Raw genomic sequence first — 15,803 nt, 5'->3', positions numbered from 1 at the left:
CACGTTCACCGTGTCGCGCAACGATTACCAGCGCGCCATGGGCGTGCTGGAAGGCGTGAAGGAAGAAATCGGCGCCTCGAAGATCCTGGGCGACGCCAAGGTGTCGAAGGTGTCGGCCGTGGGCGTGGGCATGCGTAGCCACGTGGGCGTCGCGTCGCAGATGTTCCGCACCCTGTCGGAAGAGGGTATCAACATCATGATGATCTCGACCTCGGAAATCAAGATTTCGGTCCTGATCGACGAGAAGTACATGGAGCTGGCGGTGCGTGCGCTGCATAAAGCTTTTAACCTGGAACAAGCTTAACTTTTTTCAAAAAAATGGCCGTGCTTCCTTGACCAAACGAGGTGTGGCCATTAATATGCGTGCACTCAGCGCTGACGCATAAACGTTGAAGCTGACTGGWGGCGTGGCCGAGCGGCCGAAGGCACTTCCCTGCTAAGGAAGCATACGGGCTTAAACCTGTATCGTGGGTTCGAATCCCACCGCCTCCGCCAGAACATCATCCCGGTAGGTTCAGGGACATCAAACAACCCGCTGTTCTCATAGAGACGGCGGGTTTTTTGTTGCCTAATACTGTCCAGCGATGTCTCCGAACAGCTTGCAGCTTTGGGGGCATTTTTCGGGGCATGCCGAGCCCCTCAGTGGACAGGATGCCCCCAAAATGCCCAAACAGGTCCAGCCCCTCACCCAACTGCAGGTGCGCAATGCCAAGGCGAAGGACAAGCCCTACAAGCTGGCCGATGGAGGCGGCTTGTACCTTGAAGTCATGCCCAGCGGCGGCAAGCTCTGGCGAATGAAATTCCGGCAGGCGGACGGCAAAGAGAACAGGCTGAGTTTCGGAGCCTTTCCAGACGTATCGCTCGTAGATGCTCGAGCCAGGCGCGACGAGGCGCGTCAGTTGCTGGCGGCCGGCGCCGACCCGGCCCACGCCAGGGCCGAGCAGGCGCGCCAGGCGCGACTAGCCGAGCAGAATACCTTCGAGCACGTCGCGCGCGAGTGGCACCGGACCATGACCAACAAGTGGCAGCCGCAGACCGCGGAGGAAATCCTGCGGCGGTTCGAGTCGGACATCTTCCCTGCGTTCGGACACCTGCCGATCAACAAGGTGCAGGCACCTGATGTGCTCGATGCCATCCGGGCCATCGAGCGCCGCGGCGCGCTCGAGATCGCGAACCGGCAGACTGCGAACTGCTCGCGCGTGTTCAAGTATGCGATCCGTTGCGGGCTGGCTGAACGCAATCCTGCGGAGTTCCTGCGCGAAGTTCTGCAACCTCGCGAGAAGGGACACTTCGCGGCGATCGACGCCGACGGATTGCCCGAGTTCCTCCGTGCGCTGTATGCCAATGAGGCGTGCATGGGCGTGCCGACCCGCATCGCAATGCGCCTGATGCTTCTGGTGTTCGTCCGCACCAGCGAACTCATCGAGACACCGTGGGCGGAGATTGACCTGGAGAAGGGTGAGTGGATCATTCCCTGGAAACGGATGAAGCGCGGGAAGCGCCGTATCAATCCCGACAAGACCGACCATCATGTCTGCCTGTCGCGGCAGGCCCTCGGGCTGCTGCGTGACCTGCACCGACACAGTGGCGGTGGTACCTATCTGTTTCCGAACCTGCGCGATCCGACGCGACCCATGAGCAACAACACACTGCTGAAGGCACTCGAGCGGATGGGGTACAAGGGCGGCATGACCGGGCACGGATTTCGTGCACTGGCGATGAGCACGCTTAAAGAAACCTTGGGCTACCGGCACGAAGTCGTCGACCGCCAACTGGCGCATGCGCAAAAGGACAAGCTGGAAAGCGCGTACGACCGGGCCAAGTACCTGGAGGAGCGGCGAAAGATGATGCAGTGCTGGGCGGACTACATCGACCGCGTTGCCGCAGAAGCCATGCGAGCCTCGCCCGGCCGCGCGGATAATTCGATGCCTTGACGCTGGAGCGGCCGTATATCGCCGATCGCGTTTTTGGGGGATTGCGTTCTACCGCCGTTGAGATATCTTGGCTCCATTGAGAACTCAAGAGGAATACAGATGACTATCGATGCCCCCTCGAGCGACCGGATGATCAAGTTGCCGGAAGTGATGTCCATGACCGGGCTGTCGCGATCGAGCATTTATCTGCTGGGTATTTCGGTCCATCGTGACCACCGATTCCGGTCTATCGTGACCGGTCATTCCGGTGCATCGTGACCGCCCATTCCGGTCCATCGTGACCGATTTTGGGTAGGACCGGAATCGGCGGTCACGATACCGGAATCAGCGGTCACGATACCGGAATGGTGTCGTATGAAGCAGTAGTGGTGTTACGCATATGCCAACCGAAGGGGTACGCTGCCAGCTTTGTCTGGAGACAGCGTGCCCGTAGCAAGGATCAATATGCGTAAGATAAAAGATGTACTGCGTCTGAAACTGGACGCCAGGTTGTCGCACCAGAAAATCGCCGCTGCGCTGGACATCTCCAAGGGTGTCGTCAGCAAGTACGTGGCCCTGGCCGCCGCCGCGGGCCTGGACTGGCCTGCGGTGCGAGATGTCGACGAAGCGGCGCTGGAGCGGCGCCTGCTGGCCTCTCCCGAGAAACCCCGCGATCACGTGCAACCCGACTACGGCCGCCTGCATCACGAACTGCGCCGCAAGGGCGTGACGCTGATGCTGCTGTGGGAAGAGCACCGTGCCGACTACGCCGATCGGCAGACCTATGGCTACACGCAGTTCTGCGAGAACTACCGCCGTTTCGCCAGGCAGATCAAGCGCTCGATGCGCCAGGTGCACCGCGCCGGCGAGAAGCTGTTCATCGATTACGCCGGCCCCACCATCGCGCTGACCGATGGCGGCCGTGCCCACATTTTCGTGGCGGCGCTGGGCGCGTCGAGCTATACCTTCGCCTGCGCCACGCCGCGTGAAACCATGGTCGACTGGCTCGAATCGACGATGCGGGCATTGACCTTCATCGGCGGCGTGCCCCAGTTGATCGTGCCCGACAATCCGAAGGCGATGATCGCCGACGCCAACCGCTACGAGCCGCGTGCCAACGACACGGTGCGGGACTTCGCCCGCCACTATGGCACCTCCGTCCTGCCGGCCCGCCCGCGCCAGCCGCAAGACAAGGCCAAGGCCGAATCGGCGGTGCAGATCGTCGAGCGCTGGATCATGGCCCGGCTGCGCCATCAGCGCTTCGCCAGCGTGCACGAGGTGAACGTGGCCATCGCGCCGCTGCTGGCCAGGCTGAACGACAAGCCATTCCAGAAGCTGCCGGGCAGTCGCGCCAGCGCCTTCGCGCAGATCGATGCGCCGGCCTTGCTACCCCTACCCGCGCAACGTTATGAGATCGCGCACTTCAAGACCGTCAAGGTGCATATCGACTACCACGTGGAGGTCGAACGGCACCGCTACAGCGTGCCGCACGCGCTGGTCGGCCAAACGCTGGAGGCACGTGTCACGACGGCGACGGTGGAGATGCTGCATCGCGGGCAGCGCGTGGCGAGCCATGCGCGCAGCGGCCGCGCGGGCGGCTTCACCACCGTCGCCGCGCACATGCCGGCGGCCCACCGCGCGCACATGGAATGGACACCCCAGCGGCTGATCCACTGGGGCCGTGGCATCGGTCCCGGCACCGCCGAGGCGGTGACCCGCCTGATGGCGGAGAACCGGCATCCGGAGCACGGCTACCGCGCCTGCCTCGGCCTGCTGTCGCTGGCCAAGCGCTACGGCAAGCCCAGGCTGGAAGCCGCCTGCGTGCTGGCCCTGCAACTCGGCGCCTGCCAGTACCGCCATGTGCACGACATCCTGAAGAACAACCGCGACCGGAGCGCCCCGGCCGGCGCCGGCGACTGGATCAGCCCGGATCATGCGCATCTGCGCGGCCCCGGCTACTACCAATGAGGAAGCACGACATGATGATGCACACCACGCTGGCACAACTGCGCACGCTGAAGCTGGACGGCCTGGCCGCGGGCCTCGAAGAACAACTGGCGCAGGCCGACATGGCGGCGCTCAGCTTCGAGGAGCGCCTGGCCTTGCTGGTGGACCGGGAGGTACACGCCCGCAACGACCGCAAGCTGCTGCGCCTGCTCAAGAGTGCCCGGCTGAAGTACGGGCAGGCCGCCATCGAGGACATCGACAGCCGCGCCGGACGCGGCCTGGACAGGCGCGACGTCATGAGCCTGGCACTGGGCGAGTGGGTCGGCGCCGGCCACAGCGTGCTGATCACCGGCCCCACCGGCGCGGGCAAGTCCTGGCTGGCCTGCGCACTGGCGCAGTACGCCTGCCGGCGAGGCTACTCCGCGCTCTATCAGCGTGTACCCCGCTTGCCGGAAGAACTGCGCATCCGGCACGGCAGCGGCGCCTTCGGAAAATGGCTGATCCAGCTCGCCAAAACCGACGTCCTGATACTCGACGATTGGGGCATGGGCGGCATCGACGGCATGACGCGCTCGGACCTGCTGGAGATCATCGATGACCGCGCCGGCAGCAAGGCCACCATCATCACCAGCCAGCTACCCGTCGAACACTGGCATGCCTGGATCGGTGACGCCACCATCGCCGACGCCATTCTGGACCGCGTCATGCAGCGCAACCACCGCTTCACGCTGACCGGCGACTCGCTGCGCACCGAGCGGCCGAAAACCAGCAAAAAGGAGAAAAATATCGACCTATCGTGACCGCAGCATTTAGAATTTGACGGCGTAACACCACCGCATGCGCAGCGGTCACGATACGCCGGAATGGGTGGTCACGATGACCGGAATACGCAATCTGCTGATCAAGAAGGGTAATTTTCCGCCTCAGGTCAAGCTGTCGACCAGATCTTCTGGCTGGCGTTGGAGAGAGATAAACAGTTGGGTGGAATCGAGGCCCAGAGGGTCGCAAACTTAACCGACGCGGTTCACTCGGCTAGTCCGGCGGAGCCCACTCAGCTCTGTAATGCGTTGCGTCGTTGGAGCCTTTGTGGCGCGCTACGGCGAGGGCGCCCGAACGGGCGCCGGCCACTTTGGAGAGTGCATCGATTTTAGGCCTTTTATCTTTTCAACATAAAACGCCTAAACTGCTACAAGTGGATCCTTTAGCGGATTCCTACGCTTGGACACGGACGATAGTTCTCCGGCGAGTAGCAAAGTGGTTATGTAGCGGCCTGCAAAGCCGTCTAAGTAGTCAGGAAAAATTTACTGTGAATTCTGTCCCGAAACCTTTCATCAAGGATCGGATTTCGTCGAGCAGTGCCGCGCCGTTCATGGCGACGAAACGACGCCAGAAGTACTTGGCGTGCTTCCAGACGATCTCRATGCGGTTGAGYTCCGRGCTGTAGGGCGGCAAGTAGTAAAGGTGCAGYCCCTGRCGTGCCCAGCGGCGCCGYTTTTTCTCCATCGCCTCGCCTTTGTGAATGGCCGCGTTATCGAGCARYACGATGCGTGGCACCGAATGAGGCTGGTCGGCGATCTGATCGAAAAAGGCGATGACGTCTTCGCGCCTGGTCGGYCGCTGTTGCGTAGTCCAAATCAGCTGGCCATCATGGCGCAATGCGCCAAGCACGTTGACCCGTTGCCGATGCGCCAGCGGCTCCACGGACCGGGTTTCACCGATTCGGSTCCAGCCGTATTGCAATGAGGGATTCGGGCTGAAACCTGACTCGTCGAAGTACATCAATTCGCACCGTTGCTCATGGTCGAGCCGGCCCAGAGCCTCGATGATCTTGCCGGCGCGCTCGAACGCCTCCTGATTGCGTTTTTTTTAAACTGTAGCGGTAGCGCTTATAGCTGAATTTCATGTCCTTGAGATAGCGTGCAGCCGTGCCGTCGCTGATCGAAACATGATCATGGTGCTGCTTCAGGTGGCGCAGCAGCGCGGCGATGGTGCCGCCCTCCGAGTGCGCCAACTCGCCCAACGCCTGCTGTTGCTGTGGGGTCCACTTCCTCGGTCGCCCCGTATGACGCCCCTCGTACAGCCCTGCCAACCCCAGCTTGTTCCAGCGCTGGCGCCATTGCTCCACGCTGTTCAAATGCACCGAGAACTCGTCAGCCGTCTCTTGCAGCGTCAGTCCCTGACTCAACCGCAAGATGCCTTGGGCACGCATCCGAGCCCGTGGATGAGGATGGAAAATCCCCATATCCCGCAGCGTCCGACGCTCGGCATCGGACAATATCAAGCGTTTCATGGCAGCGCCTCCTGCAGCAATCCTCGTACGAGTTTACTCAAAATTTGGGAGGACTACTTAGACGGGTTCGACTCCCGTCCTCGCCTCCAGCATACCTGTAGACCAGCGCTATGGCGCTGATCTACGTCATTCGCGTGCTGGGTCATCACGTAGTGGTGCATTCTCGGAAGAATTTTGTGAGTGGTGCGCGTCTACTAAACTCGTGGCGATTCAAACCGCAAGCGACTTCATGCCGACCAGATTGCCATTGGCGTCCAGCCATAGTTACCAAAACGCGCGTTGAGGGGACCAAAGTTGGCGTTGGGCGTCGGCTTGGTCGACTGGGGTTTGACGTTCAGCATTGCCGCCTCCTCTAGACTCATCCCGATGCATACGTTCGCCAAGCACACTTTTCCCACGTTGATCCAGGAGCAGATGGTGATTGCAGCCGAGCTTGTCGCAATCGGGTCGGATTCCTCCTTGCCGCCGATTTTCCGGCGCATTGCCGCGCCGGGACCGGTCCCTCACCTCGCCGCTAGGGCAATGTCTTGATCAGTTGCTGGACGTTTGGTACACCAAGGCCGGTGACCATGTCATACCCCTTGACCGCCTCGTAGGCACCGTTGTTGTTGCCCGTGATATCGCGAAAACAGGCCGTCCCCTGCACCTTGTACAAGATTGGATTCAGGAAGTTCAGTGGATCCTTACCTTCCTTCACTCTCGCTGAATTAACCAGCGCACAGAACGCGGCCCAAACGGGAGCGCTCCAACTCGTGCCGCCGTACTCGACCGGGTCGCCGTTGAGAACGACGAGTGCCCCGTAATTCGGATCGGCAGTTAGGCTCACGTCGGGCACCATCCGGTTTCCGCCAGACGACTTGCCATTCACTTTCTGCCAAGCGGGACGCTTGAAGTACATGCTGCGCCCGCCGCCGGAGCCGGCCCAGGACGATTCCTGGACGGTACCGTCCGATGCGATCTTCAGCGTCGTGCCGCCGACCCCGATGACGCATGGATCGGACGATTCGTACTCCGCCTGCAGCGGCCCGCCTCCACCATGGCCCGTACTGTCCGGATTGGAGCCAGCGTCACCGCTGGACACGAAGACGTTGACACCTGCGGCCGCCAGGCGCAGAAATTTCGCGTGTTCAGTCTTGACTTCGCCCGGCGCCATATAGTTTTCTCCGAGCCCCAGGCTCATCGACACCTGCCGCAATCCCGGTTCCTGAGCGACGTCGTACAAGATCCTGTCGAGAGCATGATCGATGTCCGAAAAGCGCAACGTCCCGGTCGCGTAAATGCGCAGCTTGGCGCCGGTCGCGATTCCGCTAGCCCATTGCGCGTCCAGCGTTTCTTCACCACTCGGCGGCGGCAATACCGCCGAGGTGACATTGATGACCTCGACACGGGACGTATCCACCGGGATACCGCTCTGTTCCCAGAATGCCACCATATCGGCTTCTTTAGGCGCGGTATCGATGACGATGGCAATGATCTGGCCGTCGCCGGTGGCGTCAATGCCGTCTGCGCTATACGCCCGCAAGATATCTGCCGGACGATAGCCTGGCACCGACTCGGCAGCTTGGGCCGTGCCAGCGTGACGCTTCGCCGTTCGACTGAGCCCGGGCGGCAACCGCCGGGAATGCTTGTGCACTTGACGATGCGGTTGCAAGCCAGTGATCGCCCGGACGTTACCCGCAACGTCGTCCGGCAGGCTTGGCGCGTTGCGCGCGGACGTATAAGTGATCCCGTCTTTTGTGACACGTACTAACTCAACTTCCAATGCCTTAGCGACATCGCCGGCGGAAGCGGTGGTTTGAATGCTCGTATTGTCCGGCGCTTGGTAACTCACTGTAAAACCATTTTCTTTCAACCACTTGACGAGTGGAGCAATTTGCTTATCGCTCACGCCATATTGATCGCGTTGCTCTTGAGTCGGCACGAGTTCACCTTTCTCTACCCGCTTTTCCAATTTCTCGTTAAGATTATTCGACGGCGATAGAGAAAAACCGACCGGCATCGGATCATCATGGTGTTCCGCCGTGGCCGCATGGACATTGAATCCGCTCGAAACAGGACCGGGCTGAATAGGCATTTCGATAACACTGTCATGAAATAGCTTACGCGTAGGCATGGCAACTCCTTTCAATGACTGGGTAAAGTCAGCAAAACGTTCGAGGTTTCGGTTGCCCGTCATGTCGACGGCAATGATTCGTGCATGCTAATTAAACATGGATCAACGTCCAGAAAAAAATGCGGCGTAGACGCATATCCCTTCGAAGGGGTAAATCATGGTAGTAGCGCAGCGCATTCCTGACARTACCCATCGCGCCGATGTGGCGTTTTAATCGCCTGGCAGGCCTGCACTATCAGAAAAGATAGTAGCGTAATTCGATGGCATTTCATTAGATGGGTTATTTCCCAGTAAACATTTTTTGCTCAATTCGATTATTTCTTACCCAAAATACTGGGTGATTGCTGTTATCTTTTCCAAAATAAATTGGAATTAATTCAAGGAATCCGATTTGCGCAGCCGGAAACGATGCCGCGCGCGGCCGACTACACGCAGATCACGCCGTGGGCCGACCTGCGTCCGGCGACGCAGAACCGATTAGTCATCGGCATGTTTCGGCAGCTAAATGATTTTTATATGGGCGGAGTAACGTCTAGGCATGAGCTGTCATGTCCGACATTGTTCATTATCTCGTCTGATGCCGTCCAGTTGCGTAAGTGCATAGAATTTATTTCAGGAGTAATCAATGACGCTTATCCATGCTCCGCATGCAACCGACAGGTCTCCAAAACGGCAGTGGCATGCCCGGCACGCCGCGCCCGCTAAGTCGCGAGAACACATGTCGATATGTATCTTTTTCGTATTCTGGAAGTAATAAGTGGCTTCGCCGCGCCGAGGTGTCGGGGAATTTGCCTTAAGCTGGCGAGTTTCACTAATTGGTTAACGCCTCGGATTAGCCTTATGTGATGGCGTACGCAGTACATACCTCCTACAGACAAAAAGTGCACATCGACTATTGCTGACATAGATTGAGAAGCGCACACCTTCTTTCGATTGTCGTGGCGATTCATATCGATTTTTCCGCCTGGAGGAAAACATGCCGCGATTTGATCAAGCAGAGACTCTCAATCATGAAGACTAAATCTCTCGTCGTCGTAATTTGCGGTGCGCCGCTTCTCGTGATCGCGGCACCCAACGAGCAGGATCCTGGTGCCGCGATCCGCGCCCTCGACTGGCGTGCCGGGCCACGCGTAGAGCAGATAGTCGGCAAGGCGACCTTAAACACGGCTGATGCTGGAACGATGTATCTCGACGAGGCCAACTCATCGAAAATTCTGAAGCTTACCGATAACCTGGCCTCGCCGGGCAACAACATCATTTATTCCAGCTCCGGTCACTGGTGGGCGGACTTTTCCTTCGATCCTAGCAGCTACGTGAAGGACGATGAGAAGATCGATGCAGATGATCTTCTAAAAAAGCTCAAGGATAGTGACGGCCCCGCGAACGAAGAGCGCAAGCGCCAGGGCCTACCCGAACTCTATACCGAACTTCGAGTCCCTGACCTGTCCGCCGTTTGCTCTCAATCTCACCCGGCACATCAGCCTCAACACCAGTCCAAGTGAGGATTTTCTGTCTGTCGCGCACCGCCTGCTGCCGGGCCAAGCGCGGAAAACCGCACTCGATAAGGCGATCGTTCGAGTAAAGAACGAAATCGATTGGGAGGACGAAGGGACGGCGCGCGCCGCATCCTTGAAGATCCATCTTCAGCACCTCTTACGTGAAGGTGACACATGTCAGGCACCGAGTTTCTAGTGGTCGTCTTCGGTCTCCTCATCGGCTACTGGACCGTTTCGCGGTTCGGTTCACAAAAGCCGACTTTCAGAAAAACGGCATTTTCATTCCTTCCCGCAACTTATTCCGTCGATCGCGACGTTCGCGGTTGCTTTTGGGCAGCCCGCGGTGTGATCGGCAAATCCGAATTCCCCGTTGCAGCGATGCTCGGGGCCCTTTGCTTTTGGTATCGGGCTTAACCAGCCGGGAACAGCAGTGGCGTTACTGGATTTCCATTTCTCCTGCGCTTGGCCGCCATCTCCACCAAGAGCTCTTGCCCGCCTTGCCCTGTTGAAGTGGAATGTGTCGCACCGATTAGGCGCGAAACAGCAAGCTGGAAGCGCATGATTGCCTATAGACAACAATTAAACGTTAGCAATGTTGCTAGGCGCGTTGGGGTTTCGAACCGACTATGCTTCCTGTTGGGTCGGCATAACTGTTCAGACGACGGTCCAGCCGGTTTTATCGTGGTGATCGATAAAGGAACTTGAATGGAAGACGAAGTGGCACCGGCGGCTCTTCCGATGGCGGTGGCGCGTTGGCAAGCCAAGCTTGACACTTTACTCAGGCCGAGTGACGCGCCGGAGGAACGTGCCAAGCGGCAGCAGCGGGAGGATATCCGTCGGATCAATAACTTGTTCCTGCCGCTACTTGCCGCCTCGGTTATCGCGGCCGGTTGGGTGGGGTGGACGGCCAAGGCGGTCGGACCTGTGTTGCTATGGGTGTTTGCTTCCCTAACGGCGGGAGGGACAGCCGGCTTCCTGTTCGGGATACCCAAGTCCGGCATTGTGCCCAAGACCGATCCTGCACCGTCCGGAGGGGCGGGAGCCGGAACCCCGGCGAAGCCGGAGGCGGCGAAGGTTCCCGGCTATGAGGACATCGGATTACGAGCTCGCCCCAACACCAATTTGGAGGAAATCTCCGATTGGCTTACAAAGATCCTCGTCGGATTGACCCTCGTGAACCTCAAAGACCTCAAGGGCGAGGTGGAACGCATCAGTGCGAACGCTGCGGCTGCCTTTGGGCCGCATCCCACCAATGCCGACATATCAACCGCGACGGCTCTGGTGGTGGGTTTTTCCTTGCTTGGATTTCTCGCTGTTTATTTATACATGAGGCTCTTCATACAGGGAGCTATTGTCCGCTCGGATGGTCAGATGCAGTTCGACCAATATTTGAAGGCCGTCGCGCGTGCGGAAGAGATTGGCCAGCAGCAGCCCGAGCCGGACCCCGTCTCCACCGACGCCGTCATTCCGTCGACCGCGAGTTTGAGCGCCGCTCAGCAGGTCGCAAACGCTGCCCCATCGAATCGTCCTGAGCTCGTATTGGAGCCCTTGCGCCAGCTGGCCAGTGAGTACGAAGTGCTTCGCCAAACGAAGGAATATTCCACGGATCGCACGCGGCAAATGACGAAAATCGTTCAGCGGATGCGCCCGCACGCGATTGCCGCCGCGCCGTACATCGGTGAGCTGATCAAAAGCGACTCGCCTGGTGAGCATTTGGCCGCTACCGTCATCATGCAGATGAAATATATGCCGGAGTACATGGAATGGCTGGCGAGACGCCTAGTTGAGGAGCGCGCGTTTATTGGGTATCAAGCCGCCAGCGCGCTGCTCGCGCGTATGCGCGTGGCCGGGATTCCGGAATGCAAGAGTATCCATGACGCGGTCACGATGGCAAAAAACAATCGATCAAGCCAGGGTCTGAGGGAAACGTCGCTCGACAACTTGATCGACAGAATATTGCAACCGCAATAGGATATTGCGCCCTTCGGGACGAGCGGCGGATGTTTGGATAGTGGCCTTGCCGCCCGGCGCGCATTTGGTAGCACCGACAACTATCCCTCGACAGGACCATAATGAAAAAGAAAATACGTTACGAGAAGAAAATCGCGGCGTCGCCGATCGACATCACCTGGGCCGACCGAATTCGAAGGTTACGTGTTCGGCTGGCGCGAGAACATAAGATCGCCGAGGATTATTTGTCGGCCAACTGCGACGCGGTATGGCGCACGGTTGACGGTAGGGGACCAGATGCGCGTTCGGCCCATCCGTCGGCTGGAGCGCGGATCACCTTTAATATGTCATCAGTGCATGTCCCCGGATTTTGCGAAGCGACCAGGTCCGGAAAAGCGGGCGCGTACAAAAATTGTTATGACCTCGCCGCAGAGCCGAGCGCGAGCGGAATCGCGAACCACGTCAGCGCCCGCCGGCGGCTGGTTGACGAGAGTCTTCCATTGCCTGACGGCTCCGTCGTTGATCGGATGTACTTTGGCGCCGTCGACGTGAACGGTAGCGGGGTTCGCTTTTATGGCGACGTGTGCTTGGTGTTACGGCGCGAACACGCAGACTCCTGCCTCGTTCTCGACCGGAACTCGTATGATCTCGTTCGGTCGCCCGTGAAGGAACGAATTGCCAGACTCGTCAAGGATCGGCAAGACTCAGAGCGCCGGGCGATCGCACGTTCCTGGAGCGGGTCATGGCAGGCCGATCTCGGCCATATCGTGACGGGAAAGGCTCTGGCGATACTGCCATTGAGTCCATACCGCTGGACAACCGGGCAGATCAGTCAAGTCGTTTGTAGCGACGAGGACTATATCGAAGTGCTCAAGAGCGGCTCGTTCAACGCGTATGACCTGCAGGAGGCCAGGCTCTCCGCGCACGATATCGCGGAGGACGCCCTCACCACGTCCCGCATGGCCTCGCGGCGACCGATACCGCGACTCGAGTCGATGCTTTGGAGTCGTCGACGCTCGGGCGCCGAAGCTGCCTTGCGGGCCTTGGGTGTGCCCGTGCGCGTCGTGGGTAATCATACCAGGACGAAAGCTTGATGGATACCGGCGCCCCAAGTGGTAAACAGTGGCGTTTCGAATCGATCGATCTCCGTGCCGGCATGGCGATTGCGCTTTGGCGTGAGGAGCGTAGCGCCGCACACGGTTTTCCACCCGAACATGCTCCGGCCTTGTTTTTTAGTCCGCCATATTTCCAGCCCGAGCCGATCGTGAATACGGCCGTCGCCTTGTCAGCCTGCCGTGGCACGTTCCAGCCCGGCCTATATGTCGACGAGAACGGAACGGTCGAAGCATCGTTCTCACTTCCCGAAGACGTGGGAGAATTCTTACGGCGCGCATACATCGGTGGGGCTGGAGGGGATGGAGGGGACGGGGGAGAGCAGGAGCCACAACCGCCGACTCCGGAAGGCGATGATGGCGGCTTGGAGTTGCCCTCGTTCGGCGAGCATAGGATCGTGAGGGATCTGGTGACTCGAGTCAAACTCTTCGGAGTTACAGCGGAAGAAACGCCGGGTGGGAAGTCGTTCTCGTTCGTGTGGGGCGAGGACATGCATTTATTTGGGGATCGCCACAACGGTAGCGGAGTCGCTGAATTCGGCGACGAGATGGCCCTCGCCACGGCCGCGCTCTCCCTTCTCGCCACGCTATTGAATAGGGCGCCTCACTTGTCGGACGAGGGCGCCTGGCTGAGATGGTATGGCGATGTGCGCGAATTGATCGGCATGGCGCATGAAATCGGGGTGGCTGGAATAATCCAGACCGAGCCGAGTTTCCGTGACATCCCCGTGAAGCTGATGCGTCAACGCTTCCCGAACGAGTTCCCGCATATGTCGGAGGAACGCTGGCGTGACCTGTGCTGGTTGATCCTTTTCGGTCCAACGGTGCGCGACCTTAATTCATTCCATGATTTATTTTTAGCGGAAGACCTAGTTTACGGGTGGCTCCCATGGGATCGCGATTATATCTTTCCGCCGTCCATACGCGTCGACGATCCGCTTGACATCTTATCGCGCCTACCGTTGCCGAAAACGCTGCAAACGATGTTTCCTCTAGATATGCAGCGCAAGTCGACCGCCTATCATCTATTGAATCTGATGGTTTCCGAGCCCCAGGCTCTGGCCCATGATTCCGCGACGATGTCGCTCGCCGTGTGCATTGGTCTATTCGCCGCCGCCTGCGTTGTATCGGTACCGTCAGCCGTTTCCCACATTGAGATAAGCCTTCGACGTTACCGGCCTGATAATTTTCAGCGGGCGCGTCGCGCGACTGAACAAGCTCGTGCTTGGTTGACAGAGCACATGCCCCGAACCGGGTACGCCAGAAGCTACGAGGACATTATCGCCAAGGTCAAATCGCTACGCTATTTCGTGAAAATATAACGGCAGTTTGTTCAGCGAAACATGACACAATTACGCCGAGATTGCGCGCATCGCGCGACATTTTCGTAGGGATGCGACAAAGTGGATCTTTTAATAATGACAGTGAGACCGATAAGGTAAGCTGGTCCGTTTCCACTTGCGCGACTGACCCAGAATGAGGAAAATAGCAAAGGGGGTTGGCAGACTTCAACTATCAATCTTCTGCCACTTCCAATGAAGTAATAGCGTGTCGTAAAGGCCTGTAGAAATGCCGATCTGATCGATTGGTAGATGGGAGAGCGCCGCAAGCTATTTTTAGTACTAATACTGGAGCGGTAACAAGCGCTCGGTACGGATTTGGTGGACATTTCGCTAAAAATAGTGCATTTGTTGTTTTCCTGGTTTCGAACGATTTGACTTTATTGAAGGATTTTAAAGTGGATCTCAATAAGGACTACTGGGCATTAGCCGATTACGAAAAGCACTTGAACACCATACAAGGGGCGATTCGCACTCTGGTAGTGAATTGGATACTCGGATTTGGGACAGCGCTTGCTATTTTGATGAGAGGAAATGTAACGTCGCTTCTAATGCCGCCTGCTCAGACCTGTATCGTTGTGTGTTTTCTTGCGTCCGCAGGCATATTTCTATTTTGGATCATCGACCAAAAAGTTTATCAGCGACTGTTAGGCGGTGTATTCCTGGCCGGCCTTCGTATCGAGAAGCAAGACCCTCGGTTTCCACCAATGCGTCTACTGATGTTGGAGCGCTTTAATGGACAAGGTGCTTCGACTTGGCTGAAATGGTTTTACGGAGCCCCTCCGGTATTTTTTTTCCATCGTTGCAGCTTGGATGATGTACAAAGCGTCGCTCGAAGCAACCGAGCCGGCAAGGTCCTTTTCGCTCCCATATTCTATGGCAAATATAATTGCATTTGCGACGTGGATCTTTTCGTTCAGTATCGTGTTTTCAAGTAAGAAGATTGGTGCCCGAGCGAGCGCAGGCATATTTGGAAGCGATTTTGAAAAAATATATACATGCAAAGATACACGACACGCGCTAATTCGAAGGTATCCGCCCTCTCAGGAAAATCAGAACAAAAAGACTTTCTTTGTTGTATTTACCGGAGGGAGTGGTTCAGGAAAAACTAAAGTAATCGAACGCCTCAGGGAACTTGGTTATAATACAATTGACGAAACAGCTTTGAAGGTGATGGAAGATTGGAGGGCGCAGGGCAAGGACCCGGTTGCAAATCAATATGAATTTCAAAAAATGATCGCCATCGGACAAGCGGCCAAAGAACGTGCCGCCTTGGAAAGAGGCGGGGTTGTTTTTTTGGATGGAAGTGTCCTTGATGGGATTGCCTATTGTGATCTAAGGAGCGCTGAGCGTCCGAGAGAAATCTGGGACTGCGCTACTTCGCATCGATATGATCGGGTATTCGTATTTGATACGCTTGATCCCTTCCCAGATTGCGCTGAAGGTGGGCGTCAAAGTAATTACCAACAATCGCTTGACGCGAATAAGAAAATCATCGAGGTTTATAAATCACTTGGATACGATCCTATTATTGTTTCTAACAGCATGTCCATTGAAGAGCGAACGCACCATGTGTTGAAGAATCTTGTTGAAGTCTCTTGAGCAGGAACATTCGGAGAAATGATCGCTCACTTATCGGCAT

General features: G+C 57.6%; 15 protein-coding genes and 1 tRNA gene. 12 read left to right on the top strand and 4 right to left on the bottom strand.

The annotated features are described in order from the left end of the window. From AC1DYX_RS17220 to AC1DYX_RS17190, 7 genes are all read left to right on the top strand, one after another. Positions 1-304 (top strand): ACT domain-containing protein (locus AC1DYX_RS17220; protein WP_477260939.1); only part of this gene is annotated, 304 nt, incomplete at its 5' end. 97 nt (positions 305-401) lie between these two features. Next, a tRNA-Ser gene (locus AC1DYX_RS17215) sits at positions 402-495 on the top strand. A 167-nt stretch (positions 496-662) separates the two neighbouring features. Further along, positions 663-1,934, top strand: a complete 1,272-nt coding sequence (locus tag AC1DYX_RS17210) for a tyrosine-type recombinase/integrase (RefSeq protein ID WP_477260937.1) — start codon at positions 663-665, stop codon at positions 1,932-1,934. 99 nt (positions 1,935-2,033) lie between these two features. Beyond that, entirely contained in the window at positions 2,034-2,192 is a 159-nt protein-coding gene (locus tag AC1DYX_RS17205) for an AlpA family phage regulatory protein (protein WP_477260935.1), read from the top strand. Between the two features lie 165 nt (positions 2,193-2,357). Beyond that, complete coding sequence (istA, locus tag AC1DYX_RS17200) at positions 2,358-3,881, top strand: IS21 family transposase (RefSeq protein WP_477260933.1); 1,524 nt, start codon at positions 2,358-2,360, stop codon at positions 3,879-3,881. An 11-nt stretch (positions 3,882-3,892) separates the two neighbouring features. Further along, positions 3,893-4,660, top strand: coding sequence for an IS21-like element helper ATPase IstB (gene istB, locus AC1DYX_RS17195; RefSeq protein ID WP_477260931.1), 768 nt, complete (start codon positions 3,893-3,895; stop codon positions 4,658-4,660). A 37-nt stretch (positions 4,661-4,697) separates the two neighbouring features. Further along, positions 4,698-4,874 carry a helix-turn-helix transcriptional regulator gene (locus AC1DYX_RS17190; RefSeq protein WP_477260929.1) on the top strand — a complete coding sequence of 59 codons (177 nt, stop codon included), beginning with the start codon at positions 4,698-4,700 and terminating at the stop codon, positions 4,872-4,874. Between the two features lie 276 nt (positions 4,875-5,150). Here AC1DYX_RS17190 and AC1DYX_RS17185 read toward each other — a convergent pair whose 3' ends face one another. The 4 genes from AC1DYX_RS17185 to AC1DYX_RS17170 form a co-directional block, all read right to left on the bottom strand. Continuing rightward, complete coding sequence (locus AC1DYX_RS17185; RefSeq protein WP_477260941.1) at positions 5,151-5,675, bottom strand: IS630 family transposase; 525 nt, start codon at positions 5,673-5,675, stop codon at positions 5,151-5,153. After that, positions 5,656-6,150 (bottom strand): helix-turn-helix domain-containing protein, encoded by a 495-nt coding sequence (locus AC1DYX_RS17180; protein ID WP_477260927.1) that lies wholly within the window; start codon positions 6,148-6,150, stop codon positions 5,656-5,658. The genes AC1DYX_RS17185 and AC1DYX_RS17180 overlap by 20 nt, the downstream gene beginning before the upstream one ends. 227 nt (positions 6,151-6,377) lie before the next feature. Beyond that, positions 6,378-6,632 carry a hypothetical protein gene (locus AC1DYX_RS17175; RefSeq protein ID WP_477260925.1) on the bottom strand — a complete coding sequence of 85 codons (255 nt, stop codon included), beginning with the start codon at positions 6,630-6,632 and terminating at the stop codon, positions 6,378-6,380. Positions 6,633-6,664: 32 nt separating this feature from the next. Next, on the bottom strand, positions 6,665-8,326 hold the full coding sequence (locus AC1DYX_RS17170; RefSeq protein ID WP_477260923.1) for a S53 family peptidase: 1,662 nt from the start codon (positions 8,324-8,326) through the stop codon (positions 6,665-6,667). Positions 8,327-9,273: 947 nt separating this feature from the next. On the opposite strand from AC1DYX_RS17170, the gene AC1DYX_RS17165 reads away from it, so the two are divergent. From AC1DYX_RS17165 to AC1DYX_RS17145, 5 genes are all read left to right on the top strand, one after another. Further along, positions 9,274-9,765, top strand: coding sequence for a DUF2167 domain-containing protein (locus AC1DYX_RS17165; RefSeq protein WP_477260921.1), 492 nt, complete (start codon positions 9,274-9,276; stop codon positions 9,763-9,765). Positions 9,766-10,464: 699 nt separating this feature from the next. Next, complete coding sequence (locus AC1DYX_RS17160; protein ID WP_477260919.1) at positions 10,465-11,730, top strand: hypothetical protein; 1,266 nt, start codon at positions 10,465-10,467, stop codon at positions 11,728-11,730. A 101-nt stretch (positions 11,731-11,831) separates the two neighbouring features. Continuing rightward, positions 11,832-12,803: a hypothetical protein gene (locus AC1DYX_RS17155; RefSeq protein WP_477260917.1), complete on the top strand. Its 972-nt coding sequence runs from the start codon at positions 11,832-11,834 to the stop codon at positions 12,801-12,803. After that, positions 12,803-14,143, top strand: coding sequence for a hypothetical protein (locus AC1DYX_RS17150; RefSeq protein WP_477260915.1), 1,341 nt, complete (start codon positions 12,803-12,805; stop codon positions 14,141-14,143). Before AC1DYX_RS17155 ends, AC1DYX_RS17150 begins: the two co-directional genes overlap by 1 nt. A gap of 831 nt (positions 14,144-14,974) precedes the next feature. Continuing rightward, the gene (locus AC1DYX_RS17145) at positions 14,975-15,763 is read left to right on the top strand and encodes an AAA family ATPase (protein WP_477260913.1); all 789 of its coding nucleotides are present in this window, start codon (positions 14,975-14,977) and stop codon (positions 15,761-15,763) included. The last annotated feature ends 40 nt before the right edge of the window (positions 15,764-15,803 follow it).

The organism is Massilia sp. P2_C2, from assembly GCF_056404615.1.
Note: the sequence above shows the minus strand (reverse complement) of the source record. Positions and strands in the feature narration are given on the sequence as shown.

Bases quoted from the DNA above. Each gene is read 5' to 3' on its own strand.
- AC1DYX_RS17190 (WP_477260929.1), top strand. From the start codon at position 4,698: ATGCGCAGCGGTCACGATACGCCGGAATGGGTGGTCACGATGACCGGA.
- istB (WP_477260931.1), top strand. From the start codon at position 3,893: ATGATGATGCACACCACGCTGGCACAACTGCGCACGCTGAAGCTGGAC.
- AC1DYX_RS17155 (WP_477260917.1), top strand. From the start codon at position 11,832: ATGAAAAAGAAAATACGTTACGAGAAGAAAATCGCGGCGTCGCCGATC.
- AC1DYX_RS17180 (WP_477260927.1), bottom strand. From the start codon at position 6,150: ATGAAACGCTTGATATTGTCCGATGCCGAGCGTCGGACGCTGCGGGAT.
- AC1DYX_RS17165 (WP_477260921.1), top strand. From the start codon at position 9,274: ATGAAGACTAAATCTCTCGTCGTCGTAATTTGCGGTGCGCCGCTTCTC.
- AC1DYX_RS17170 (WP_477260923.1), bottom strand. From the start codon at position 8,326: ATGACGGGCAACCGAAACCTCGAACGTTTTGCTGACTTTACCCAGTCA.
- AC1DYX_RS17205 (WP_477260935.1), top strand. From the start codon at position 2,034: ATGACTATCGATGCCCCCTCGAGCGACCGGATGATCAAGTTGCCGGAA.
- AC1DYX_RS17210 (WP_477260937.1), top strand. From the start codon at position 663: ATGCCCAAACAGGTCCAGCCCCTCACCCAACTGCAGGTGCGCAATGCC.
- AC1DYX_RS17160 (WP_477260919.1), top strand. From the start codon at position 10,465: ATGGAAGACGAAGTGGCACCGGCGGCTCTTCCGATGGCGGTGGCGCGT.
- AC1DYX_RS17145 (WP_477260913.1), top strand. From the start codon at position 14,975: ATGATGTACAAAGCGTCGCTCGAAGCAACCGAGCCGGCAAGGTCCTTT.
- AC1DYX_RS17175 (WP_477260925.1), bottom strand. From the start codon at position 6,632: ATGCGCCGGAAAATCGGCGGCAAGGAGGAATCCGACCCGATTGCGACA.
- AC1DYX_RS17150 (WP_477260915.1), top strand. From the start codon at position 12,803: ATGGATACCGGCGCCCCAAGTGGTAAACAGTGGCGTTTCGAATCGATC.